Genomic DNA, 22,430 nt, shown 5'->3' with positions numbered 1-22,430 from the left:
CACCAATTCCTGCAATCACATAATGATACACTACGCATCCATTTTGTGAACAAATTCATTCCATTTCTAAATCATCAATCTTTACTTCAAGCTCCATGCTGGTTGTAAATCCATTATCCGGGCTGACAGAATGCGTCAGGGTGGTAATGGTCCATTCTGCATCATCGATCGGCTGCTTAAACCCCGTCACCTTTACCGGCATTTCCGTATAGAGATCAGCACGCCCCTCAGCGAGCTGCAGGGAAAATGAAGCAACCCCGCGCTGCAGGCGTTCCCACTGCATTTTTGCTGCGCGCTCTGCATTGCTCCGGTTGGCGTAGGTACGATTAAGAACCAACACGTTTTCATCCGTTCCCACCAGATAATCTCCCTGTTTTGCTTCCGGCTCTTTGGGTGTGGTGGTTTTCTTTCGGCGACGCTTAACACGGGTTGTCTCTTTTTTCCTGGGTTCACGCGTATGCAACCAGCTGGCAATAACACCGGTATAGGCACCACGATCAGCAAGGGTGAACCGATGACCGTCACCGGCTTTGCGCGTGATGGTGATAACCGGCAGCGGCTTGCCGCTTGCCGTTCTTCCCTGTCCCTGCCGAATAAATAGCAGGTTCCCGTCTTTAACGGAAGCAATCGCCCCATACTGCCTCGCCAGTTTCATCAGAAAACTTGCATCGCTTTCATTGGTCTGGTCCATATGATCCAGCGCCTTATCCGTCAGGTCTTTACCCAGCGCCACTTTGAGGTTATGCCGGGCGGCGATTTCCTTTACCACCTCCCCCACCGTTGTCTGATGCCATGATTTTTCGCGCCGTGTATTGAGGGTTTCACGGAAATCTGCGCTACGCGCCCTGATGGTCAGCCGGTCAGGGGCACCGCTGTGTTCAATTTCATCTACGGTAAAAGCCCCTTTAGGGAAAAGCGGCTGGCCTTTCCAGCCCAGCGCCAGCTGAATCACAGCCCCACGTCGCGGCAGGGCGATCAGCCCGTCGGCGTCGTCCAGCTCCAGATCAAGCTGGTCCGCTTCAAAGCCCCGGTTATCCGTCAGTGTCAGACTCATCAGGCGGGTATCCAGCACGGTCGTCACGTCCTTACCTTCAATGACGATACTGAAAGCCGGGCTTTTGCTGTTCAGATTCAGAAGATCAGAATTAACGTTCACTGCAGCAATCCTCCAACCGTGTTTTTGATACCTCCAATCGCAGAGGCTGCAGAATCCTGCAGGTTGCTGAGCTGGTCACTCAGGCTCCCGAACATGTCAGAGAGCGACTCATCAACCCGTTTGAGGGTGATCGTAAACTCAATGCGCCTGGGCATTCCGCTGGCAAAAAACTCCGTCTTTGTCTGGCTCAGACTCTCAATAACAAACATGCCGTAAATGGTTCCACTGCCTTCAATCAAAGGCCATGCCTTGCCCAGTTCAGCCATTTGTTCAAGCGCCAGTAATGACAGCCTGCCTCCGGTCACTTCCGGCAGCAGAACCCCGGACAGTGTCAGTGAATCGTTATCCGGGCCAAGAAACTGCGTTGACGGACGGCAGTTCACCCGGCTGTTGGCGGCGTGTCGCCAGCTGCGCTGATACTGCAGTTCCTGATAAGGGACAGTGCGCAGCATAAATACATATAAACCCAGTACCATCATCATGATTCATACCCCCCCTGATCGCTGAAATTGCTGCGCGCTTTTGCCCTGGCCCGGCGCTCCCGCTCGTCAAGCTGGCGTGCCACTTCACGGGCAATATCCTGCGCGTTCTGTCCAGGCTGCGCGACGATATGAATGGGCGCATTTATCTCATAACGAATAACCGGCGGCGGGCTGTCAGCCTTCACTGGCTGCGGCTGGTATGCCCTCGCAGGCAAACTGAACGGATGAAGCGGAACCGCTTCTGCAGGTGTCGCAGCTACCCCCATCACGCCAGCAACGACAGAGGCCAGCGCAGCAGTACGCCGCCTGCTGGTAACATTTGCCGGTCCGTTCACAATTTCAGGGCCATTTTCTCCGACAATGCCAAACTGCCCGCGTGGAATGATCCCGCCCGTGTCGTACATCCCCGCGTAAGCCGGGAACCCGCCTGGCGGCAGCACCACTTTGCCGTCACTGTTCACTGTGGCGGACTGCTGCTGCGTAACCTGCGCAGGTAATTTCGCCTTTGCCGCCTCCTTACTGACAATACCGAGCTTTTCCAGCAGCCATGACACACCGGATTTAAGTGACTCAAGTGGGTGCATCACCCTATTCAGACCTTCCGCCAGCGCCTCACCAAACCGGCGCCCCATTGCAGCTGCGCTGTTCAGTTCTTCGGAAGTGGATTTAACCGGGGTAAGTAAATCACTGAACCAGCCCCACAAGGCCTGCACCCTGTCACCAATCCACTGAAACACGGGTCTGAGCGGCTCAAAGGCGGCGCTGATGGGCGCAGCAGCGGCTTTGAACCCTTCCACCACGCCCCCCAGAAATGCACTGATGGGCTGCCAGTATTTCCACACAACCAGCGCCACACCCGCCAGCGCAGCCACAACCAGCCCTATCGGACTGAGCAGCGCACCCAGCAGGCCGGAAATACCAAACAGCGCGCCGCGAAGTAATGCCAGCGAACCAGAAACAAGAAAACGCAACACGCCACCGGTAGCTGTCAGCCCACCCCGCAACACCGCCAGCGGGTTCATCACCATACCGATAATATTACGGATGCCTGACATACCGGCACGGAACACGGCAAGCGGCGCACCTGCCACCGTTTTCAGTGCATTACCCGCTATTCCGGCTGAGCGACGCAGGGAATTAAGCGGGGCACTCAGCAACCCGACACTGCCACCGGATGACGCCATACCCCGACGCAACAGGGAAAGTGGCGCACCTGCCAGCCATGACAGGGCACCGCCAGTACGTGTTACCGCTGCAGCAACGGAAGGTAATGTTTTTACACCCAGCACAGACAGGCCAAACCGAATCACCGCAATCGGCCCCAGCACAGCAGCCACTGCCACGGCAAGTGTACCCAGCCCGACAGTGACAGCCGCCGTAGCTGCCGCCACTTTCATCAGCGTGCCAGCCAGCACGGGATTCTGCTCAACCCAGCGACGCAACGCCCCGGTCACGCGCTTAACCATGCCCATAATATCCATCAGCGGCTGGCGCAGCGTTTCCCCCAGGCTGCTGAAAGCGTTTTGCGCGCCCGTCTTAACCAGCAACCACTGCGCAGACAATGAATCCTTGTTAATGTCGGATTCTTTCTGCATGGAGCCATTAGCACCACTGCCTGATGTGAGTTTCAGCTGGCGCTGCAGCTCCGGCAGGTTGTTAGCCAGCTTTGCCGCATCATCGCCAAACTCTTTGCCAAAAATCATTGTCATGGCTGACAGGCGTTTATCCGGCGGCAGATTGTTGACCTTCTCCAGAACCCGCTGAATTGTGCCCATGGCATCGGTGGTCATCTGCTTTTCAATCTCCGCCGGATTGAGTTGCAACAGATTCATGCCTTCAAAAAATCGTTTACTTTGCATGGTGGCAATGGACAGTTCACGCACCATGGCATTAGAGGCGCTGGCGGCGATTTCCGGGGCAGCCCCAAGAGAAAGGAATGTTGAACCCAGCGCCGCGGCCTTTCGGAAGTCAAGGCGGTCAGCCACGCCACCCATACGCTGCAGGACGTTGATAATGTCCCCACCCTTTGACATGGCGTTATCGTCCAGGTAGTTCAGCGCATCGCCCAGTTGTTCAATATTGCGCGTCGGCACTTTATAGAGCTGCGCGATTTTCCCCAGCCCTTCTGCCAGTTCATCTGCGGGCAGCTCAAAGGCCGTTGCCGCTTTTGACGCCGTGGATGCAAAAGCCAGCAGGTCACGTTTCTGCTCTTCGTAAGGATCGTCCTGATTGGTCACCCCCATGCGAGCACCACCTTCAACCAGCGCGGCATAGTCTATAGCGCCGTTCTCCATCGGCAGCTGTTCACTGGCGGCCTTGATGGCATCCTGCATGTCATAATATTGTTTCGTGCGATTCCCGTTATCGTCGCGCAGGCCATTCATCTGTTTTGCCACGCCTTTCATGGCATCTTCCATGCTGGCGTAGCTCTTAACTGCCGCCACAACAGGTGCGCCCATTGCCACCCCCGCAGCCGTAGTGGTAGCCCCTGCCCCGGCGATGCGATCCCGCACCTCAAGGCGTCGGGAATATTGCTCACGGGCAGCATTCATTTTTGCCTGCTGTTCGCCCAGACGTTTCATGGATTTCTGCTGACGTTCCAGAGCCTGCCTTGTTTCATCTGCATTTTTCCGCAGTTCCCGCTGTGCGCTACTTAGCTGTTTAGTATCTATCCCAGATTCTTTCAGCGCCTGCCGCTGTCTTTGTACCGAACCCAACAGACCGTTGTATGTCTGCTGCAGTTCCTGTACGCGGGTTTTCGCCTGGCTAAATAACTTGGCCTGCGCAGCGGTTGGGCGGTTTGTTGCAGCAAACTGAGTGGCAAGTTTTGCGGCTTCTTCGCGTGCGGCGTTGAGATTTTTTGCAGTAATAGCAAGCTGTGACCTGGTTTTACGGAATTCATCAATACGCCCGGCCTGTTTATTCAGTTCTTTCAGGCTGTTCCGGGTGGTTTGAAGCACAGCAGCCAGCTCCCTCGAGCTGGCCTGCGCGGATCGAAATGGGCGGGTGAGTTTGTCAACCGCATTCAGAATCACCTGCAGACGCAGGTTATTGTCACTCATCGCTGGCCCCGCTTCTCTGAATCGCTTTGTGCCGCCACTCCAGCACCTCAGTCAGCGGCATAACGTCAGTGATGGACGGCGACCAGTGAAAGATGGTGGCGATATCCGCCACCAGGTCATCAATCGTCAGGCTGTCGGTAAACCGGCAAGCACCGACTTCTTCAACAAAAAAGTCACCACCTCGACCGACAGCGCGGTGAGATCGGCGGGGTCCAGTTCAGCCATTTCCTGTGCGGTCAGCGTCGGGGTGGAAATACGCGGGATCACTGTCATCATGGCCCCCACGTCCATATCCATAATGGCCTGCAGGCGGGTGCCGCGCAGCGCACCGGACTGCGGCTTACGCAGCACAATTTCGGTGATTTGGGTTTTACCGCGCATGACTGGCGTATCCAGTTGTACGGTTTTTTCAGTCAGCTTGTCGCTCATGTTCGTTTCCTGTTAATCAGATACTGGCGCGGATCACCGCGCCGTTAAGTTAAATCAGAGGCCAAGGGCGTTACGGTGTGCTTCCATCAGGTCCACGCCGTCAACGATTTCAATCATGTTGACCAGATCAACCTCATAGAGCACTTCGCCGTTAATGGTCAGCTTCGCGTAGCTGTTGGTGCTGCTGACTTTGGTGGTGCTGCTCTCTCCGGTTTTCCACTCGCCGGAATCCACTTCTTTATGACGCCCGCGCACAACCAGCTCAATGGCCTGAACTTCGCCGGTATCGTCACGCTGAATAGAGCCGGTGAAACGCAGCTGGATGCCATCAACGGCTGCCTTGCCCATCTGCTTGAATAACAACAGTTCGGTGCCGCCGATTGAAAATTCCGTGTCCAGTGCGCCGTCATCCAGCCCCATATCCACATCCACCGCGCCCGGCATACCGCCGCCGCGATACTTCTCAAACTTGCGGGTGAATTTCGGCAGGGTCAGGGACTCAACGATCCCCTGCCAGTTGTTCCCGTCGTTGAACAGGTTCAGGTGTTTTAGCTTGCGTGGTAATGCCATGTATCCCCCTTATGCACTGACACGGCTGGCAAAATCGACCAGGTAGCGATCGGTGATGCGCTGGCGCAGCATCAGATTTTCAAGTGGCGGCACAGGCGTGTAGTCGTAGTCGATGGTGAGTTTCCCGGCTTTCAGGGAGTCTTTATCGTTCACTGACTCATCCAGCCAGCAGTCCGCCCCGATGAGGTATCCCTGATTCACCAGGCTGCGTAATTTGGCGCGGATACCTTCGATAATGTCGCGGGCCAGTGACGGATTCAGTGGCTTATCCACCGCCCACATATGCCCCTCTGCAATCGTGTCAGCCAGCACCTGCGCCGTGCGGGTGTAGTTCTCAAACGCAAACAAGGGATCGTCACTGAGGCAGCGGGAACCCCAGAAGCGGAACCCGTCTTTACAGATCAGCGTGGTGACGTCGTTCTGGTTCAGCAGGCCCGCATCCGTTGCCGGGTCCTGCAGATCCCAGAACACATCAGCGGAAATACCGGTGACGCCATTCACACCCACGTTGGACAGGGTTTTGTGCCATCCGGTCTGTTCGTCGATTTTGGCGCGCAGCCCGAGCGCACGTGCGGAGGCGTAAGCCGTCGCATCGGCTTTTAGCACGGTGTCAAAGTTGATGAAATCAGGCCAGATCAGCATCCCCTCTCGCTGGCTGAAATTGTCCCGGTAAGCAATGGCTTCCTCCACCGTCTTACAGCCATAGGCAGACAGGTAGGCAAACCCGCGCAGTCTCTGCGCAACACTCATCAGCTCAGTGGCAACCGCCTGCGTGTCGTGCCCCGGAACACCGAGAATGCGCGGCTTAACTTTCAGCTGCGACTGCGCAGAAAGCAGCGCTTTCATACCCGTTTTTTTACCATCGGACGTGACGCCACCGATAATATTGGAGGTGGTTTCCGCTTCGGTTTCGCCCTGCGCCACGCGCACAACAACCGTCACGGGTTTAGCCTGGTCTGCAATCGCATCCAGCGAACGGGCCAACGTGCCGGACTCGCCCGCCTTACCGCTGGCAGTCAGAACATCGGTCAGCAGAACCGGCTTATTGAGGGGAAACATGGACGCATCAGCATCATCGCCGGTGCAGACCATGCCCACGATGGCAGTGCTCACCGTGGTAATAGTTCGGGTGCCCTCGTTGACTTCAACAACGCGCACCCCGTGGTGGTAATCCTGAGCCATAAGGCAGTCTCTCCGGTTTACAGGTGGTGTGCCTATGTTCTGGTTGATATGCGCGCGGCGCACGCGCCGGGCTATGTGTGGGAAATAGCACAATTGATATTGACGAAAAATGATCGTTAGCAGCGCATTTAAATTCTTTGAAAGGTTCAATTGGGAGAGGCGGCAAAAAGGGCCGTCGGGACGGGTGCAAATCAGATACCGGATATGAGCAACTTTGAGTTTCAAAATGAGCTGAATGGTGGTTATGTACGATTTCCTCAGAACTGGATGCTGCAATGGAAGAGAGTCTCTATTCCTGCTGCGTCTGGCATTACAGGGGCGACAACATCGGCAAACTATCTAATCCCGTTCACATCAACGGTTATAGGCTCATGGGCCAACGTTGAAAACCGCACCATTAACGTTGCAGCCAGTCCGTTTGTCAGTGCATCAAATAACAATTTGTCCTCGTTTCTGGCAACCAGCACATATACATCCAGCTCACTGGATGTAATGGTGTATTCAATAGGGCGTTAATTATGAAATTTTTATGGTCACCCGCAAACCTGTCATTTTTTCCCGAGACCCTAATGCAGGAATATATCGATGCTGGCTGGGATTTATCAGATGCCATTGTAATCAGCGATAACGTAAGAGCGGAATTCGGTGGTGTATGGCCGCAGGGGAAGATTCTCTCCAGCGTGAATGGAATGCCGGCCTGGGCTGACATCCCACCACCGACGAAAGAAGAATTAATTCAGGCCGCCGAATATGAACGTCAGCAGCTTCTTTCTCACGCTGATGGTGTGATGCTCGACTGGCGTACGGAGTTGATGCTGGGTGAAATCAGCGACGCCAACAGGGCTAAACTGTCAGCGTGGATGGCTTATAAGAACGAGGTTAGGTCAGTTGATGTGACAACCGACCCAGAGAATATTAACTGGCCTGTCCCCCGGAGGTATAGGCCATTCAATATCTGGAGCACTGGAGGTATCTACTGACTCCAGCGCATCAAGATAATTTAGCCATAATTTTCTAAGGGTAATGCGGTGCAACAAGCTATTGGTGCAGGATGTCCTAACAACATTATTTCCAGAATACCTAGTGTCTCCTTAACATTCAATTTTATGCAACAATGGCACTCGGGCACTCAAAATCCACGGAGATGAATGATAATGTCATCGAGAATTTCATTGTTCATGAATTTTACTCGCTGTAATACGAGTCACCATATTAGACTTGGACGCGTAACTAAATTTCCTCTCAATAAAAATGTATGTTGTCGTGCAGATAAATATGGTAATTGGTATAGCCGTAAAAACCATTGACTTATAGCCAAATGAATTACCCATAAAATGAACAGAAAGATTCAAGATTATTCCATGCATCAAATATATGCTATAACTTATCAATCCGATAAATCTTAGCGGAGTGAAACGCATAACTCCCAATAGCGTATTGCCATTTGAAACACAAATAAAGAACAGAAAGTAATAAACAATAACATATGGATTGTATACATCAGGATATTTAATTATAGCTATGCAAATTAGATACACAGAAAAAACACCCACAATCCACGATTTCAATATATTACTCACAGTACTATTGTTATAATTTCTTAAGCACGCCGAAAACATCCCTGCCATAAAACACAGCAAAAGAGAAGAGTCATGTGGGTTTATAACTCCAAAACAAAACAAATATGTTATAAACAACGTTGATACAAGTACAAATACAGAAGCAGATATCAAGCCCCCACAAAACACCGTCAGCAATGGAAGTATTAAATAGAACTTCCATTCTATAGCAAGAGTCCAGAATACACCCGCGGTTATCCGCCCATATTTAACATGATCAGTAAATCCTTCGTATGGAAACAAGTTGAATGTGAACCATCCTAACCTCAATGAAAGATAACCCCATATATCATCAACCCTGCTTAACCCATAAACACTTGAAGCCAAGAATGCAGCAGCAACAGCAAAGTAATACATGGGCGCGATTCGATATATTCTCTTGATAAAAAATTCCCTTGGAGATAAACTTCCTTTACTACTAATTAATTTATCAAAAAATAAAAAACCAGTTATCATAAAAAATATAGCCACTGCAACAGGGCCAGCATTAATTATAATATTATACAAGGTATTAACGACTTCCCCATGCCCTCCACGATAGATATTCCAATCTCCGCTTATACTTTGTTCATATACATAGAATGAATGATGAATAAAAACACCTATAGCAGCAACCCCTCTCAATCCATCAATTTCTTTAAATTTATGATCTTTAACCAATTCTTGTGATATGTAACCATGAAACAATCTAGATACAAAAAATGAAGATATAATAAATATTAAAGCTATGTAAACAATTGTGTTATAAGTTATCATAAAAAAACCAAAAAAAAATAGACCATTACATATGATATATTGGCACTCTCATGATTTCCACAAATTATTGCAGTTTCACTAACAGGTTGTTCACGCAGACGTTGTTGCTGCCTGTTGACATGTTACGTGGTTGGCACCGGAGGCCAGCTAATATCTGGTGCTGTGCTGGTATCGACAGCTGTCACCTCATCGAGATAATCTAGCCAGAAATTATACTGCACCAGCTCGTCACCTTTCAGCCGACCAATTGCCACCTTACCTGGCCATTGCTTACTGTTCATGAAATCGTTGGCAGCATCAATGCGCCGCTGGCGTTCATATTCAGCCGACTGCATTAATTCTTCTTTCGTCGGTGGTGGGATGTCAGCCCAGGCCGGCATTCCATTCACGCTGGAGAGAATCTTCCCCTGCGGCCATACACCACCGAATTCCGCTCTTACGTTATCGCTGATTACAATGGCATCTGATAAATCCCAGCCAGCATCGATATATTCCTGCATTAGGGTCTCGGGAAAAAATGACAGGTTTGCGGGTGACCATAAAAATTTCATAATTAACGCCCTATTGAATACACCATTACATCCAGTGAGCTGGATGTATATGTGCTGGTTGCCAGAAACGAGGACAAATTGTTATTTGATGCACTGACAAACGGACTGGCTGCAACGTTAATGGTGCGGCTTTCAACGTTGGCCCATGAGCCTATAACCGTTGATGTGAACGGGATTAGATAGTTTGCCGATGTTGTCGCCCCTGTAATGCCAGACGCAGCAGGAATAGAGACTCTCTTCCATTGCAGCATCCAGTTCTGAGGAAATCGTACATAACCACCATTCAGCTCATTTTGAAACTCAAAGTTGCTCATATCCGGTATCTGATTTGCACCCGTCCCGACGGCCCTTTTTGCCGCCTCTCCCAATTGAAGGTATTGGAGAAGGTCTGAAATACTTTTGCCACTGAGGCTTGTCAGCGTGGCATCCAGCGGCTGTTTGCCTGCCAGCGCATTTGTCATGGTGGTGGCAAAGTTAGGATCATTACCCAACGCTTCAGCCAGCTCATTCAGCGTGTCCAGCGCCGCCGGAGATGATGCAACCAGCGCCGCGATTGCTGATTTAACAAATGCCGTGGTGGCAACCTGCGTATTGTTGACCGTCTGTGCTGCAGTGGGAGCTGTCGGCGTTCCGGTCAGCGCCGGACTTGCAAGCGGAGCTTTCAGCGCCAGCGCGTTATTTAGCGCAGTGACCACATCCTGCACAAACGCAGTGTTGGCAATCTGCGTTGAATTGTTCCCAGCTAGTGCCGTTGGCGCTTTCGGCGTGCCCGTCAGCGTAGGGCTTTCTTTAGGTGCGTATTGGGTATGAGGGTCTGCTTCGGCAAGGTGTTTTGCCATCAGCTCATCCACATACACCTTCAACTCCAGCACCTTGTCATCCACATACTTGCGGGTTGCCAGCACCACTGCCGGGTCAATTTTCAGGGTAATATTATCGGTGCTGCTGGTAATCAGCACCATGCGCACGGTCTGCGTGCGCCCGCTCCCTTCCGCCAGTTGCGGCTTGTAACTCTCCGGGCAGTTGCCCACGGCAATCAGCGCGCCGGTGTCATCAAACAAACCAACCTCACGAATCCACCAACCGCCCTCAGTTTCGGGGATCACCTGTTCAGCAATAATCTGGCTGCTGTTCTGCGGATCGATGTACAGCATATTGAGGGAAGCGCGGCGTTTTTCAGCAACCAGCGCTGTCTGCTGTGCGCTTGGAGTCGGCAGCACTCCGCCACCGTCGCCCACCGCCATCTGGGTAATTTTCAACGGGACACCGAGCGCGGCGGCGCTTGCCAGTTTCGCCGCGCCGATATCCGTCAGCAGGGTATAAAATTTTGCGCTCATGGGTTCACTCTCATCGTGTCAATAACATGGACCGCGCCGCCCTCATAAGCGGTGCCGCCGGAAATAATGGTTTCGTTTATATACGGGTAGATCGTGATTTCTTCGCCGGTATAAGTGGCTGCCCCCACAAAATACGGGCCGCCTGTCTGCAGGTTGATGGACATGCCAACCAGATGACGGCTGCACGGTTTGGCATCACCGATCAGGCGCTCCAGCTCCAGATAGGTTTCTTCTGTTATGCCCTGGTCCTGCACGCCAATATCCAGACGAAACGTCCCTGGTGTTTCGCCAGTCTGCCACCACTCAATGATGCGGATCAGAAAGCCGAACGGCTCCACCACACGCCGCACGGAGCTGGTTGTCCCCTTGTGCTGATGGATATAAAACGCGTCCTGCACAACGCGGCGCTTGACGCTTTCTGTCCAGCCCTCATCCCAGCGGTCAACAGAAAACGCCCAGGCCAGATAAGGCAGAAATCTGATCGGGCAGGTTGCAGGGTTCCACAAATCCCGCAGTAATACCTGCAGATCGGAAATCCCGCTGCAGGTCTGCGCCAGTCGGCGCTCAAGCGGCGACGAACCCGGCGGCAACAGGCTATTCATCTGTGCCCCCGTTGGTGACGCTCCATTCAGTACAGGATGCCGCCTGCGTCTTATCCAGCACCACATCACCCAGCGGGGACGTCAGCTCCACACGCTGGACGCCCTCCACATGCAACGCGGCATAAATGGCGCTGCGGCGGATATCACGTCCCAGCCGCGTCTGACTGGCGATGTATTTCTGCAGACTGGCTTTTGCTTCTGCCATCACCGGCTCAGCCTCCGGCCCCGGATAAAGGAAGATCGTTGCGTCCACGCTGTACGGAATAATTTCAGCGCTGCGCACCGTCAGGCGGTCTGCCACCGGGCGAACCTTTTCACTGTTAAGCGCCTGCTCAACCACTGCCAGCAGGTCAGCCCCTGCCGTACCGTCACCCTCGCGGCTCAGTACGGTAAGCACCACCTCTGCCGGTGCCGGACTGGTTGCGCTGGCATCAGCCACCCGCCCGTCGGCGCTTCTGGCGTGGAACTCATAGGCTCCCGTCGGCCCTGCAACGGACAGCCCCTCAAATGCTGCAGGAATGCGCTGGCGTAATGCTTCATCACTTTCCATCACTGCGGCGACCGGCGGCACTGCGTCATTATCGGCAGGGACTACCGTCAGGCGCTTCACGTTGCAGTTGCCTGCCAGTTGCTCAAGGTCATTTCCCGTGGAATAGGCCACCATGACCGCCTGCGCAGCCTCATTAATTCGCTGGCGCAGCAGGATTTCGCGGTAAGTATTTTCCTGCAGCAGTTTGGTGACAGGTTCTGACTCCAGCGCTAACGTGCGCATAACGGCCTCCTGTTCATCAGCCGGATGAAGGGCCACAAAGGCGGCCTTACGTTCTGCCAGCAATGCCTCAAAGTCCGGCACGTCCACAATCTGCGGCGGCGGTAGCCGGGAAAGGTCAATAACTGCCATTGTCTGCTCCTGTTGATACAGAAAGGGAAACCGGCGCGCCGTTATTGCTGTGCCCTGTAAGTTCAACCACCATAGAGCCGTCAAAATTGCCGTTGATGATGATGGAGTCCAGTGTGAGGCGCGGCTCCCAGCGGTTCAGCGCCACATAGACCGCAGACATAATCTGCAGGCGTAGCGCCGGGCTCTGTGGCTGGTCAATCAGGGCAGACAGCAGGGAGCCATATTCCCTGCGGGCAAGACGGCTGCCCTGCGGCGTCAGCAGAATATCCCGCACCGACTGGCGCAGATGGTCCGTATCTGCAATGGCCTGCCCGTCATTCCTGCTCATACCGATATACAATGTCATACCGGACCTCCCGTGTTAGCGCCGCCTTTCAGAACACCTGTATGCTGATGTGCATCAACCACAATTCCGTTAGAACTCATTGCACCGCCGCCCTGGGTAACGCCACCATTGATCACTACTTCGCTGTTAATACGCGTGCGGTCAGCCTCCAGCACAAACTCACTGGTTTTCAGGGTGATGTTGTCGGCAGCCTCAATGACCATGGATTTGATGCCCCTGACATACCAGCGCCCGGTGGCGGGTTCGTATTCAAACCAGCCACCGTCAGGATGTTCTGTCACGCAGGCGTCCGCCGACGTCGACGGTGGTGCGAACTGATTCGAATAGACAGCGGGCAGCGCAAAGGCAGTCTCCAGATTGCCGCCCAGACTCAGCAGCACCACCTGCTCACCTTCCGATGGTTTCCACCATGTGCGGGCATTACCCGCGCGCAGCGTCAGCCAGTTAATCCAGTTGGTTTCAAGGTCGCCCGTTTTCACCCGACAAAGCCAGTTTTCCCGGTCCACTTCGGTGACTACACCTGTGCGGATCAGATTGGTGATAAGGCGCATGATTTCGGTTAATTGTGCGTTCATAGGGAAAGGTTGCCATCAGGGGAAGAAAGGCGGCAGTGCTGCAACTTGTATCAGTGCTGATACAAAGATCATCCCGCCAGCCATTGCAGAATCATGTCGCGGGTCATTGCCTCAACATCATCATTTACACCCAGCAGGCGGCGCTCTGCATAGCGGACCTCCGGTCCTTTGCGACTGACGCGATCGCGCAGGCCGTAGTGATGAACACGGGCAATACGCTGCACCTTACCTTCAAACTGTACGCTGGCAGAATCAGAGCTGGCGGCAGTTCTCAGGTATTTTGTGGTACGCAGCTTTGCAAACATCTGACGTTTGATGCGCCCCTTTTTACTGCGTGCTGTTACCCGTCGCGGTTCATAGCTGCTGCCATCAGGGTTGCGCTGCATCCTGATATTCTGCTGCTGTGTCCGGCGCAGTTCCTGCGCCAGCTGACGCATCATACGGCTTCTTGCAGCTGGCTCCAGATTCGCCAGCAAGGCACTCAGCCAGTCGTCCACCTTCTGCAATTCAGCCACGTTTCACCGTCCACATTTCTTCAGGTTCATCGGGTTCCGCTACAGCTTCAACACTCGACACACTGCCGTCAGTACTGACCAGCACACGTTCCGTCAGTTGCAGGTTAAGGCTGATATCACAGACATCGTTGCGCAGAATATCCACCTCAAAGGTGAATAGCTTTTCCCGTAACGCCGGGTTATTGATGGCATCGGGCTGGTTATCCCGCAGCCACAGTAAAACCGGGGCCATCAGCAGATTCGGGTCGCCGCTGAAATCCTCTATCACCACGTTCAGGGTGTAACGGTACTCCCACGACATGGAGCTGGCCCCCGTGGCAACCAGCGAACCGTTATCCACAAACAGATGCAGTTTGTCCGGGTTATTGCGGACATAAGGCACCGCTTTATTGAGGGCGTGGCGCAGGGATTGTGGTTTGTTCACTGTTTCGCTCCTGACACGCAATAATCATGTCCACTTTGTCTGCACAGACCGCCCAGGCGGCCTCCGTTTCATCCAGCAACGCGTTCAGATCACCGTTAGTGCGCGGCGCTGACTGATCCAGCCGACACGGCGTCACTCGCGGACAACCACTGACGGTAAGCTGCACCTCCGGTGAGCGTCGGACGTTCCCGCAGCCGGATAATGTCAGCAGGCAAAGGAGTATCAGCCCAGCGGCGTAAATCCTCGTTCTCACGTTTCAGTTCCTCGATCCGGTGTTGTCGTTGTCTCAGCAGCGCGCTGGTCTGTTCTGCTTCGGCATAGAGCCGCGCCTGCTCCCGGTTATTGGTTTCAGTCAGAATGGACAGGCTGATAAGCTGGCTGTTGCTCTTTGCCAGTGCCTGGCTTTTGCTCTGCAGCTCGTCTGCCTGCGTGCTGATGGTCTGGCTGGCATCAGCCAGCCGCCACGTCTGCCAGCCCAGCGCCGCCAGTAATAACGCCAGCACAACCAGCAGCAACCGGTTCATGCTGCTACCTGTTGCGCCATCTGATTATGGGTGATCCAGAAGGCAATAACGGTCAGCAGATAAAAGACCAGGGTAATAGCCCACCCCGTCCAGGCGAGACTTACAACAATCAGCAATCGCATCACCCAGGTGATAAATACGTTTTCTTTTCGGGTAATTGTCTTCAGCAAAGATGCCCTTAACTCCTGCCAGAGCGGGCCATTCTTAATTAACGCAGCCAGTGCTACCGGAATTACCGCCCATGTCAGCAAACAGGCTACCCAAACGCCGGACGCTGCCAGTACCGGAAAAATCCCCTGCGGATACACCATTGCTGCGATTAACAGCGCCATCCATAACATCAGAAATAGTCCGCTGATTAATTTCTTTTTCATTTCAGTTTGCTCCCTGTAAACACCAGGCCATCTCCCGCGCACGGCGGTTATCCAGCCCCTGATTAAACACACCTTTTACATAAACCCAGCGCGGCAACTGTCGGCACGCATCCGCCCAGCGCCGCTGATTGAGCAATTTCACCAGCGTGGAACTACAGGCATTGCCCGTCCCCACGTTGAAGGCAAACGACACCGTAGCGTCATACACCTTCTGTGGTGGCTGTTGCTTCACACACCTTTCCAGTGCCCGCTCCACACGCAGCACGTTGGAGATCAGCCCTTCTGCTGCCTGTCGTTCCGTGATTGTTTTGCCGGGAATGACGCCCGATGTATTACCAATGCCGTCGGTCCAGACACCCGCGCTGCACTGATACGGCTGCAGACGACAGCCTTCGTAATCGGCAATCAGTTTCAGCCCCTCCACGGAGGTGTGAAGCTGCTGAAAACCCGGCAGCGTGGCAGCAATAGCCAGCACGGCCCCGACAAGGCAGCGTTTAACGATTGATGGATTCATAGTCCTCCCGCGAGATCTGCCCGTCGCGCAGAAGCTGGTAGGCTTTGTGTTTGTAGTACCAGTTGATAGCCAGCATCAGCACACCAATCATCAGGCCGCCCAGCGTTGAGGCATCCTTGATGGACAAATCGCCCAGCCAGGCCAGCACAACGGCGATGCAGTACGTGATAAAGGCGCTGATTCGCTCAAGCGTCATAATTCAGTCCCATAGCTGGACGGTCTGCACGGTGGTGGTGGTCGGAATGTCCGGCAGCTCCACCTGCAGCCCGTGAGGTAAAAAGGGGCCATATTCGGCAAGCCCCGGATTTGCCTTCAGTACCTGCTCCGTGACACCCTGCGTGCGCCCGTAATGACGCCAGCAAAGCGCGTCCACCGTGTCATACTGATGCGCACACACTTTCATCAGATAAGCTCCACTGTGCAGTGCGGCGCATCCTGCACCCGGCTGATGGCCCAGCGGGCGTCACGCCACAAATCACCGCTGGCTTCCGCCAGTTCCTCGCCTCGCTTCACACCGGATGCCGTGGCGTCATAGTCCTGGTATCGTTCGTTGAGCATGGCGCGTGCCCAGCAGTAAACCGCGTTGAAATAGTGCTGAATGCGCTCACTTTTGCCGTCCAGCTGTTCCGCCGGAACCTCAGCCAGCGACACATACCCCAGCATCTGCTGACGTCTGCGAAACTCATACAGCTCTGCGTTGACCTCCGAAATTGCCGACAGCGCAACCTGCTTTAAACGCGGCTGCGTCACCGTGCCGTCAGTGCGCATGACACTGCGAAACTCCGACAGGTCCACATCAGGCCAGAACGGCGTATTTCTGATGATTTCCGCCTGTTCCGGTGCCTGTTCTGGCGCAACAAACTTCATGCTGCTTTCTCCTGAAATAAAGGGCGGTGGACGGGGTTTTGATGTGGCAGTGCCTTTCGCCACCCCGTGCCGCCCGTGCGCGGGGGCACGTTCTGTCAGCGGCTGTCATTGCGCAGTCTGCGCTCCAGCTGCTGTTTGTCTTTTTTCACGCCACAGCGGGGATCGAGCTGTAACGCATGGTTGAGATGATTAAGGGCAGACGCTGGATTGCCTTCACTCAGGACCGCGCCAATCGCTTTATGCAGACGCGCCCGTGACTGGTCCGGCATATCCAGACCGTCTGTCAGCTCCAGCGTCTGCAGCAACAGATCGACATCAAAGCCGGTGGCGGCAAGCATTGCGCTCTGTGCGGCGTCTGCCATTTCCTCTGCCAGCACGGTCTGCACGTTGCGATTACCCAGCGGCATCACCCAGCCATGACGCAGGGCATGACGCCCGATCTCCAGCGCCCCGGCATAATCTCCGGCATCAATGCGCCACAGCATCACGTACATCAGCACGTCATCCTGTTGAGCGCCTCCGGCAGCCAGGACACCCTCCGCCCAGGCGGCGTACTTCGGCAGCAGCTCCACTTTGATTTCCGCTTTTTTCACCGTGGACTGAACGCCCTTGAGACGACGGCGGTCTTCCGCCAGTTGCAGCAGCATCAGGTCATAGCCCGACGCGTGGCGAACACTGCCGCCCTCGCGGGCGGCCTGTTCAGCCTGAACGCGCAGGCGATGCTGCCGTGCGGGACTCAGGCTCATGGATTACGCTCCGGCTTCTGCTGCAGCGGCGCTGAAGTCGCCAATCTGGATGTTTTCCACCAGTGCAGCGCAGCGGTAGTCCTCAACCACATAGGCTTCGTTAACGGATTCAAAGTTTTCAATCCGGTCACGTTTCGGGTTGTCGATAACTGAACGGCGGCGGGTGTCTTCCTGCCAGTAGATGGACAGGTTATCCAGACGGGTGATCAGCAGCGCATTCGGCGGGAAGAACGGCGCACGCACGGCCTGCAGGCCACCCATGCGTTTCTGGCTGATGATCATATCGGCAGCCAGTTTTTCACTGTTTTCCTGCTCTTTGTTAACCAGCGGGAAATACTTGTCAGACAGCAGTTCACGACCGCAAATCACCACCAGATCGTCATCGTCTTGGTAGACCACGTCGATAAGCTCATTGACGGCATCCATCACCACGGCGTCCAGGTTGGCATATTCGCCACCTTTCCCGACTTTCACCGCACCCGGTGTGGTTTCACCGCCCGTGGTGGTGCTGCCCATGACGTGATCCGGTGCATCCTCACGGATTTTCTGCAGCCAGCCTTTGTTCACATCCTGCAGCAGCGGGTTTTCGCTACGGTTGGAGGTTTTCGCACGCTTCACGCCGTTAAAGCCGATCATGATGCGGTCCAGTGCCTGACGTTTCACGATGGCGTCACGGATACGCACCTGAAAATCCTGAAACTTCGCCCACAGGTCCAGCTTCGCGTAGGTCAGCACCGTGTCAAAGTTGGTCTGCTCGCATTTGTATTCCACATCGACCATCAGCGTCGGATCGACAGGTTCACGCTCTTTCGCGGTGGTGTCAGTGGTTCCGGCAATGGTGCTGCCAACACCCAGCCCCAGCAACTGACCAGACTGCTCAGTCACTGGCGTGACGTTAATCAGCGTCAGGAAAGCGGCGGACTGCTGGATCTGGTCTTCCAGCGTCTGCTGCACAGACGGCTCTACGGTGAACTTGCTGGACAGTTCCTCAACTGCCACACCGTTCAGACGCGCCAGTTGCTGCAGGTAAGCGTTAAAAGCAAAGCGGGTATTCTTCTTCATCAGGTTTTGTGCTCCATCAGCAATTGGTCAGAGTGTCAGCGGGGGCGTTACCGCCTGTTGCACGCTGGCGGTAGTCCTGGCGGCTGTCTTCATGACTCAGCTTATTCACCAGTTCGTTAAAGGCGGTTTGCTGCTCCTGCAGAGCAGTCTCCAGCTCAGACAGGCGTTCTTCCTGCTCAGACAGGGATTTTTCGGTGCGTGCGCTCAGGTTCTGCTGCTCAGTGGCGACCAGCTCCACGGCCTTATGCACATCAGAGAACCGGGCGTCATCGGACTGCTCTTTTTTGGTAAACAGCGCCGTGACGCGGGCAAACAGGGACGGTTTGTCGTCCTGGATTTCTTCCAGTTCGATCACCGTTTCCTCTGCAGCGGTAAAGAGATTGGCAGGATTCTGCTTGCGGTTTGCCAGTGGGTTATGGGCTGCACTGGCGCTGAATGTCAGCATTTCAGTGCCCAGACTGGCAGGGTCATCAGTGGCAGCCAGGCCGACCAGGTAGGCTTTGCCCGTATCAGCGAACTTCGGGCTGACTTCCATAGAGGTGAATAATTTCTGGCCTTTTTTCACCAGTTCCACCAGGGACTCCGTTGGCTCAACGTCGGCATACAGCGCCATCTTGCCTGCCAGCGGACCTTCCGTGATTTCTTCAGCAAACAGCGCCGTCACCTTGCCGTAGCGGTTAAAGGTGCTGTCCGGCAGATAAGACTTGATGTGCTCAAGGTTAATCAGCGCGGTATACACCGCCGGGTTGTAGCTGGCTGCCATCTGTTCCAGCCATTCACGCTGGATTTCGCGTCCGTCGGTGGTGGCACCTTCCACCCCGATGCGAAAACGCTTTGCTTTCACTGTCATGAGCCGTGCTCCGTTAGAAAAAACTTACTGGAGCCTTATGGTTGCGGTGATGGGGGCAGTGAAACAATGCGCGGTATTTGTACCGACAACCACACAAACCGCAGGCGGGGAAAGCCGTCATTCAAGGCTGTAGGTTTATGCCATGAACACCACACTGACACCCGCAGATCTCGATCCCCGTCGGCAGGCCATGCTGCTGTACTTTCAGGGATACCGCGTAGCCCGCATTGCTGAAATGCTGGGCGAGAAAGTTGCAACCGTTCACAGCTGGAAAAAACGCGACAAGTGGGGTGACTATGGGCCGCTGGATCAGATGCAGCTCACCACTGCCGCACGCTACTGCCAGCTCATTATGAAGGAGCACAAAGAAGGGAAAGATTTCAAAGAGATTGACCTGCTGGCGCGCCAGTCTGAGCGCCACGCGCGGATCGGCAAGTTTAACAATGGCGGCAACGAAGCCGACTTAAACCCTAACGTCGCCAACCGCAACAAAGGCCCGCGCCGTCAGCCGGAAAAAAATGTCTTCACCGATGAACAGATTGAGAAGCTGGAAGAAATCTTCCATTCCTCCATGTTCAACTACCAGCGCCACTGGTGGGAAGCCGGAAAAACCAACCGCATCCGCAACCTGCTGAAGTCACGCCAGATCGGCGCGACCTTTTACTTTGCCCGTGAAGCCCTGATTGACGCCCTGCTTACCGGGCGTAACCAGATTTTCCTTTCCGCCAGTAAGGCTCAGGCCCACGTCTTTAAGCAGTACATCATCGACTTCGCCAAAGAAGTGGAGGTGGAGCTGAAAGGCGATCCGATGGTGCTTCCTAACGGGGCCACGCTTTACTTCCTCGGCACCAATGCCCGCACGGCCCAGAGTTATCACGGCAACCTGTATCTGGATGAATATTTCTGGATACCGAAATTTCAGGAGCTACGCAAAGTGGCTTCCGGTATGGCTATTCACAAGAAATGGCGGCAGACCTATTTTTCCACACCATCCAGTCTGACCCACAGTGCTTATCCGTTCTGGTCCGGTGCGCTGTTCAACCGTGGGCGCAACAAAGCTGACAAGGTGGACATCGACCTGTCCCACAGCAATCTGGCCCCCGGCCTGCTGTGCGCAGACGGGCAATACCGCCAGATAGTCACCGTGGAAGATGCGGTGCGCGGCGGCTGTAACCTGTTCGACCTCGACCAGTTGCGCATGGAGTACAGCCCGGACGAATACCAGAACCTGCTGATGTGTGAGTTCGTGGATGATCTCGTGTCCGTGTTCCCGCTCAGCGAGCTGCAGGCGTGCATGGTGGACAGTTGGGAAGTCTGGACCGACTTTCATGCACTGGCCCTGCGCCCGTTTGGCTGGCGCGAAGTGTGGATCGGTTATGACCCGGCAAAAGGTACGCAAAACGGCGACAGCGCCGGGTGCGTGGTGGTGGCACCGCCAGCCGTGCCGGGCGGTAAGTTCCGCATTCTTGAGCGTCACCAGTGGCGCGGGATGGACTTCCGCGCCCAGGCTGACGCCATCAAAAAACTGACCGAACAGTACAACGTGACATACATCGGCATCGACTCGACAGGTGTCGGTCACGGGGTTTACGAGAACGTGAAAGCGTTCTTTCCTGCCGTCCGGGAGTTTGTCTACAACCCCAACGTTAAAAACGCCCTGGTACTCAAAGCCTACGACATTATCAGTCACCGTCGTCTGGAGTTTGACGCCGGACACACCGACATAGCGCAGTCATTTATGGCAATCCGTCGCGCCACCACCGCCAGCGGCAACCGCCCGACCTATGAAGCCAGCCGCAGCGAAGAAGCCAGCCATGCCGATCTGGCTTGGGCAACAATGCACGCACTGTTTAACGAACCGCTGCAGGGCGAGTCCGCCAATACCAGCAATATTGTGGAGATTTTTTGATGGGAAAGAGTAAGAAGAACCGCGCTGCATCGACGAACCAGATTCAGCATAAAAGCCAGACTTCAGCCGAAGCATTCAGCTTTGGCGATCCCGTTCCTGTTCTGGACCGCCGCGAGCTGCTGGACTATGTGGAATGCGTGCAGATGGACCGCTGGTATGAGCCGCCAGTAAGCTTTGACGGGCTGGCGCGAACCTACCGTGCCGCAGTGCATCACAGCTCTCCCATTGCGGTAAAACGCAACATTCTGACCAGCACCTTTATCCCGCATCCACTTCTTAGCCAGCAGGCGTTCAGCCGGTTTGTGCAGGACTATCTGGTATTCGGTAATGCCTATCTGGAGAAGCGCACCAACCGACTCGGCGGCATTCTGTCGCTGGAGCCATCACTGGCGAAATACACCCGCCGCGGGATCGATTTAGACACCTACTGGTTTGTGCAATACGGCCTAACCACGCAGCCCTACGAGTTCACCAAAGGCAGCATCTTTCACCTGATGGAGCCGGATTTAAACCAGGAGATTTACGGTCTGCCGGAATATCTGTCAGCTATCCCTTCCGCCCTGCTGAATGAGTCCGCAACACTGTTCCGCCGGAAGTACTACATTAACGGTAGCCACGCAGGCTTCATCATGTACATGACTGACGCCGCGCAGAACCAGGAGGACGTGAACAACATCCGCCAGGCCATGAAAAGCGCCAAAGGGCCGGGCAACTTCCGCAACCTGTTTATGTACTCGCCCAACGGTAAAAAGGACGGCATCCAAATCATTCCACTTTCGGAGGTTGCAGCTAAGGATGAGTTTTTGAACATCAAGAACGTGAGCCGCGATGACATGATGGCAGCACACCGCGTGCCGCCTCAGATGATGGGGATTATGCCGAGTAATGTTGGGGGATTTGGGGATGTGGAAAAGGCCAGCCGCGTATTTGTGCGCAATGAATTGATACCTTTGCAGGAGCGAATGAAAGAAATTAATGAATGGATAGGGCATGAGGTCATTAAATTCAAGGCATACTGTCTTGAAGTAATATAAATATCGAAAGAGTGCCTTTAACAAAGGCACTCACCTCATAATA

The 22,430-nt window shown here is 54.3% G+C and carries 29 protein-coding genes and 2 pseudogenes; 4 read left to right on the top strand and 27 right to left on the bottom strand.

Annotation, left to right across the window (positions count from 1 at the left end; genetic code table 11):
- Positions 1–55 precede the first annotated feature (55 nt).
- The 7 genes from J4614_RS19420 to J4614_RS19390 are packed head-to-tail and all read right to left on the bottom strand — an operon-like array spanning position 56 to position 6,881.
- Entirely contained in the window at positions 56–1,156 is a 1,101-nt protein-coding gene (locus tag J4614_RS19420) for a phage late control D family protein (protein WP_208293293.1), read from the bottom strand.
- Entirely contained in the window at positions 1,153–1,638 is a 486-nt protein-coding gene (locus tag J4614_RS19415) for a phage tail protein (RefSeq protein ID WP_208293292.1), read from the bottom strand. Before J4614_RS19415 ends, J4614_RS19420 begins: the two co-directional genes overlap by 4 nt.
- Positions 1,635–4,700: a phage tail tape measure protein gene (locus J4614_RS19410; protein WP_208293291.1), complete on the bottom strand. Its 3,066-nt coding sequence runs from the start codon at positions 4,698–4,700 to the stop codon at positions 1,635–1,637. The genes J4614_RS19415 and J4614_RS19410 overlap by 4 nt, the downstream gene beginning before the upstream one ends.
- Complete coding sequence (locus tag J4614_RS19405) at positions 4,693–4,812, bottom strand: GpE family phage tail protein (RefSeq protein ID WP_001397628.1); 120 nt, start codon at positions 4,810–4,812, stop codon at positions 4,693–4,695. The genes J4614_RS19410 and J4614_RS19405 overlap by 8 nt, the downstream gene beginning before the upstream one ends.
- A gap of 14 nt (positions 4,813–4,826) precedes the next feature.
- On the bottom strand, positions 4,827–5,129 hold the full coding sequence (locus J4614_RS19400) for a phage tail assembly protein (protein ID WP_019077474.1): 303 nt from the start codon (positions 5,127–5,129) through the stop codon (positions 4,827–4,829).
- A gap of 54 nt (positions 5,130–5,183) precedes the next feature.
- Positions 5,184–5,699: a phage major tail tube protein gene (locus tag J4614_RS19395; protein WP_138020077.1), complete on the bottom strand. Its 516-nt coding sequence runs from the start codon at positions 5,697–5,699 to the stop codon at positions 5,184–5,186.
- Between the two features lie 9 nt (positions 5,700–5,708).
- On the bottom strand, positions 5,709–6,881 hold the full coding sequence (locus tag J4614_RS19390; RefSeq protein WP_094888788.1) for a phage tail sheath protein: 1,173 nt from the start codon (positions 6,879–6,881) through the stop codon (positions 5,709–5,711).
- A 204-nt stretch (positions 6,882–7,085) separates the two neighbouring features.
- Here J4614_RS19390 and J4614_RS19380 point away from each other — a divergent pair, with 204 nt between their 5' ends.
- Both J4614_RS19380 and J4614_RS19375 read left to right on the top strand, forming a co-directional pair.
- Positions 7,086–7,397 (top strand): hypothetical protein, encoded by a 312-nt coding sequence (locus J4614_RS19380; RefSeq protein ID WP_196214712.1) that lies wholly within the window; start codon positions 7,086–7,088, stop codon positions 7,395–7,397.
- Between the two features lie 2 nt (positions 7,398–7,399).
- Positions 7,400–7,813 (top strand): annotated as a pseudogene (locus J4614_RS19375) (tail fiber assembly protein); the annotation flags it as partial.
- Here J4614_RS19375 and J4614_RS22205 read toward each other — a convergent pair.
- The 20 genes and pseudogenes from J4614_RS22205 to J4614_RS19285 all read right to left on the bottom strand — a co-directional run.
- Positions 7,766–7,891 (bottom strand): annotated as a pseudogene (locus J4614_RS22205) (tail fiber assembly protein); the annotation flags it as partial. The pseudogenes J4614_RS19375 and J4614_RS22205 sit on opposite strands and share 48 nt — an antisense overlap.
- A gap of 159 nt (positions 7,892–8,050) precedes the next feature.
- On the bottom strand, positions 8,051–9,256 hold the full coding sequence (locus J4614_RS19370; protein WP_094888820.1) for an acyltransferase: 1,206 nt from the start codon (positions 9,254–9,256) through the stop codon (positions 8,051–8,053).
- Positions 9,257–9,378: 122 nt separating this feature from the next.
- Positions 9,379–9,807: a tail fiber assembly protein gene (locus J4614_RS19365; RefSeq protein ID WP_154807311.1), complete on the bottom strand. Its 429-nt coding sequence runs from the start codon at positions 9,805–9,807 to the stop codon at positions 9,379–9,381.
- A 2-nt stretch (positions 9,808–9,809) separates the two neighbouring features.
- A complete protein-coding gene (locus J4614_RS19360; protein WP_154807310.1) occupies positions 9,810–11,144 on the bottom strand; it encodes a phage tail protein in 1,335 nt (444 codons plus the stop codon).
- Positions 11,141–11,746, bottom strand: coding sequence for a phage tail protein I (locus J4614_RS19355; RefSeq protein WP_094888627.1), 606 nt, complete (start codon positions 11,744–11,746; stop codon positions 11,141–11,143). Before J4614_RS19355 ends, J4614_RS19360 begins: the two co-directional genes overlap by 4 nt.
- Complete coding sequence (locus J4614_RS19350; protein WP_094888625.1) at positions 11,739–12,647, bottom strand: baseplate assembly protein; 909 nt, start codon at positions 12,645–12,647, stop codon at positions 11,739–11,741. Before J4614_RS19350 ends, J4614_RS19355 begins: the two co-directional genes overlap by 8 nt.
- Positions 12,634–12,993: a GPW/gp25 family protein gene (locus J4614_RS19345; RefSeq protein WP_094888624.1), complete on the bottom strand. Its 360-nt coding sequence runs from the start codon at positions 12,991–12,993 to the stop codon at positions 12,634–12,636. Before J4614_RS19345 ends, J4614_RS19350 begins: the two co-directional genes overlap by 14 nt.
- Positions 12,990–13,568 carry a phage baseplate assembly protein V gene (locus J4614_RS19340; protein WP_094888622.1) on the bottom strand — a complete coding sequence of 193 codons (579 nt, stop codon included), beginning with the start codon at positions 13,566–13,568 and terminating at the stop codon, positions 12,990–12,992. The genes J4614_RS19345 and J4614_RS19340 overlap by 4 nt, the downstream gene beginning before the upstream one ends.
- A gap of 68 nt (positions 13,569–13,636) precedes the next feature.
- A complete protein-coding gene (locus J4614_RS19335) occupies positions 13,637–14,083 on the bottom strand; it encodes a phage virion morphogenesis protein (RefSeq protein ID WP_021823677.1) in 447 nt (148 codons plus the stop codon).
- A complete protein-coding gene (locus J4614_RS19330) occupies positions 14,076–14,507 on the bottom strand; it encodes a phage tail protein (RefSeq protein WP_138020018.1) in 432 nt (143 codons plus the stop codon). The genes J4614_RS19335 and J4614_RS19330 overlap by 8 nt, the downstream gene beginning before the upstream one ends.
- A complete protein-coding gene (gene lysC, locus J4614_RS22200; protein ID WP_237118421.1) occupies positions 14,470–14,718 on the bottom strand; it encodes an Rz1-like lysis system protein LysC in 249 nt (82 codons plus the stop codon). Before lysC ends, J4614_RS19330 begins: the two co-directional genes overlap by 38 nt.
- Positions 14,603–15,031 (bottom strand): Rz-like lysis system protein LysB, encoded by a 429-nt coding sequence (lysB, locus tag J4614_RS19325; protein WP_094888617.1) that lies wholly within the window; start codon positions 15,029–15,031, stop codon positions 14,603–14,605. The genes lysC and lysB overlap by 116 nt, the downstream gene beginning before the upstream one ends.
- On the bottom strand, positions 15,028–15,405 hold the full coding sequence (locus J4614_RS19320) for a DNZ54_00345 family protein (protein ID WP_094888616.1): 378 nt from the start codon (positions 15,403–15,405) through the stop codon (positions 15,028–15,030). The genes lysB and J4614_RS19320 overlap by 4 nt, the downstream gene beginning before the upstream one ends.
- Position 15,406: 1 nt before the next feature.
- Positions 15,407–15,919: a lysozyme gene (locus tag J4614_RS19315; protein WP_001069909.1), complete on the bottom strand. Its 513-nt coding sequence runs from the start codon at positions 15,917–15,919 to the stop codon at positions 15,407–15,409.
- Entirely contained in the window at positions 15,900–16,115 is a 216-nt protein-coding gene (locus tag J4614_RS19310; RefSeq protein WP_000171568.1) for an HP1 family phage holin, read from the bottom strand. Before J4614_RS19310 ends, J4614_RS19315 begins: the two co-directional genes overlap by 20 nt.
- 3 nt (positions 16,116–16,118) lie before the next feature.
- Positions 16,119–16,322, bottom strand: a complete 204-nt coding sequence (locus J4614_RS19305) for a tail protein X (RefSeq protein WP_061548814.1) — start codon at positions 16,320–16,322, stop codon at positions 16,119–16,121.
- Positions 16,322–16,786: a head completion/stabilization protein gene (locus J4614_RS19300; RefSeq protein ID WP_000673529.1), complete on the bottom strand. Its 465-nt coding sequence runs from the start codon at positions 16,784–16,786 to the stop codon at positions 16,322–16,324. Before J4614_RS19300 ends, J4614_RS19305 begins: the two co-directional genes overlap by 1 nt.
- A gap of 95 nt (positions 16,787–16,881) precedes the next feature.
- On the bottom strand, positions 16,882–17,532 hold the full coding sequence (locus tag J4614_RS19295; RefSeq protein ID WP_042099595.1) for a terminase endonuclease subunit: 651 nt from the start codon (positions 17,530–17,532) through the stop codon (positions 16,882–16,884).
- Positions 17,533–17,535: 3 nt separating this feature from the next.
- Entirely contained in the window at positions 17,536–18,594 is a 1,059-nt protein-coding gene (locus tag J4614_RS19290) for a phage major capsid protein, P2 family (protein WP_000742510.1), read from the bottom strand.
- A gap of 16 nt (positions 18,595–18,610) precedes the next feature.
- On the bottom strand, positions 18,611–19,444 hold the full coding sequence (locus J4614_RS19285; protein ID WP_000216240.1) for a GPO family capsid scaffolding protein: 834 nt from the start codon (positions 19,442–19,444) through the stop codon (positions 18,611–18,613).
- 142 nt (positions 19,445–19,586) lie between these two features.
- Between J4614_RS19285 and J4614_RS19280 the strand changes: the two genes are divergently transcribed.
- Both J4614_RS19280 and J4614_RS19275 read left to right on the top strand, forming a co-directional pair.
- The gene (locus tag J4614_RS19280; RefSeq protein ID WP_208293290.1) at positions 19,587–21,353 is read left to right on the top strand and encodes a terminase ATPase subunit family protein; all 1,767 of its coding nucleotides are present in this window, start codon (positions 19,587–19,589) and stop codon (positions 21,351–21,353) included.
- Complete coding sequence (locus J4614_RS19275; protein ID WP_208293289.1) at positions 21,353–22,387, top strand: phage portal protein; 1,035 nt, start codon at positions 21,353–21,355, stop codon at positions 22,385–22,387. The genes J4614_RS19280 and J4614_RS19275 overlap by 1 nt, the downstream gene beginning before the upstream one ends.
- Positions 22,388–22,430: the final 43 nt, after the last annotated feature.

Origin of the sequence: Salmonella sp. 32031103-2018-00083-FB-01-SM-01 (genome assembly GCF_017571995.1) — a bacterium.
In the GTDB taxonomy this organism is placed as follows: domain Bacteria; phylum Pseudomonadota; class Gammaproteobacteria; order Enterobacterales; family Enterobacteriaceae; genus Salmonella; species Salmonella enterica.
The sequence above is the reverse complement of the archived record's forward strand: the minus strand, read 5'-3'. Positions and strand labels throughout refer to the sequence as shown.

Excerpts from the sequence above, each read along its gene's own strand:
- J4614_RS19415 (WP_208293292.1), bottom strand. The coding sequence starts at position 1,638 with ATGATGATGGTACTGGGTTTATATGTATTTATGCTGCGCACTGTCCCT.
- J4614_RS19315 (WP_001069909.1), bottom strand. The coding sequence starts at position 15,919 with ATGAATCCATCAATCGTTAAACGCTGCCTTGTCGGGGCCGTGCTGGCT.
- J4614_RS19380 (WP_196214712.1), top strand. The coding sequence starts at position 7,086 with ATGAGCAACTTTGAGTTTCAAAATGAGCTGAATGGTGGTTATGTACGA.
- J4614_RS19390 (WP_094888788.1), bottom strand. The coding sequence starts at position 6,881 with ATGGCTCAGGATTACCACCACGGGGTGCGCGTTGTTGAAGTCAACGAG.
- J4614_RS19300 (WP_000673529.1), bottom strand. The coding sequence starts at position 16,786 with ATGAAGTTTGTTGCGCCAGAACAGGCACCGGAACAGGCGGAAATCATC.
- lysB (WP_094888617.1), bottom strand. The coding sequence starts at position 15,031 with ATGAACCGGTTGCTGCTGGTTGTGCTGGCGTTATTACTGGCGGCGCTG.
- J4614_RS19340 (WP_094888622.1), bottom strand. The coding sequence starts at position 13,568 with ATGAACGCACAATTAACCGAAATCATGCGCCTTATCACCAATCTGATC.
- J4614_RS19285 (WP_000216240.1), bottom strand. The coding sequence starts at position 19,444 with ATGACAGTGAAAGCAAAGCGTTTTCGCATCGGGGTGGAAGGTGCCACC.
- J4614_RS19355 (WP_094888627.1), bottom strand. The coding sequence starts at position 11,746 with ATGAATAGCCTGTTGCCGCCGGGTTCGTCGCCGCTTGAGCGCCGACTG.
- J4614_RS19290 (WP_000742510.1), bottom strand. The coding sequence starts at position 18,594 with ATGAAGAAGAATACCCGCTTTGCTTTTAACGCTTACCTGCAGCAACTG.
- J4614_RS19365 (WP_154807311.1), bottom strand. The coding sequence starts at position 9,807 with ATGAAATTTTTATGGTCACCCGCAAACCTGTCATTTTTTCCCGAGACC.
- J4614_RS19360 (WP_154807310.1), bottom strand. The coding sequence starts at position 11,144 with ATGAGCGCAAAATTTTATACCCTGCTGACGGATATCGGCGCGGCGAAA.
- J4614_RS19275 (WP_208293289.1), top strand. The coding sequence starts at position 21,353 with ATGGGAAAGAGTAAGAAGAACCGCGCTGCATCGACGAACCAGATTCAG.
- J4614_RS19280 (WP_208293290.1), top strand. The coding sequence starts at position 19,587 with ATGAACACCACACTGACACCCGCAGATCTCGATCCCCGTCGGCAGGCC.
- J4614_RS19410 (WP_208293291.1), bottom strand. The coding sequence starts at position 4,700 with ATGAGTGACAATAACCTGCGTCTGCAGGTGATTCTGAATGCGGTTGAC.
- J4614_RS19395 (WP_138020077.1), bottom strand. The coding sequence starts at position 5,699 with ATGGCATTACCACGCAAGCTAAAACACCTGAACCTGTTCAACGACGGG.
- J4614_RS19305 (WP_061548814.1), bottom strand. The coding sequence starts at position 16,322 with ATGAAAGTGTGTGCGCATCAGTATGACACGGTGGACGCGCTTTGCTGG.
- J4614_RS19295 (WP_042099595.1), bottom strand. The coding sequence starts at position 17,532 with ATGAGCCTGAGTCCCGCACGGCAGCATCGCCTGCGCGTTCAGGCTGAA.
- J4614_RS19350 (WP_094888625.1), bottom strand. The coding sequence starts at position 12,647 with ATGGCAGTTATTGACCTTTCCCGGCTACCGCCGCCGCAGATTGTGGAC.
- J4614_RS19345 (WP_094888624.1), bottom strand. The coding sequence starts at position 12,993 with ATGACATTGTATATCGGTATGAGCAGGAATGACGGGCAGGCCATTGCA.
- J4614_RS19370 (WP_094888820.1), bottom strand. The coding sequence starts at position 9,256 with ATGATAACTTATAACACAATTGTTTACATAGCTTTAATATTTATTATA.
- J4614_RS19400 (WP_019077474.1), bottom strand. The coding sequence starts at position 5,129 with ATGAGCGACAAGCTGACTGAAAAAACCGTACAACTGGATACGCCAGTC.
- J4614_RS19320 (WP_094888616.1), bottom strand. The coding sequence starts at position 15,405 with ATGAAAAAGAAATTAATCAGCGGACTATTTCTGATGTTATGGATGGCG.
- J4614_RS19310 (WP_000171568.1), bottom strand. The coding sequence starts at position 16,115 with ATGACGCTTGAGCGAATCAGCGCCTTTATCACGTACTGCATCGCCGTT.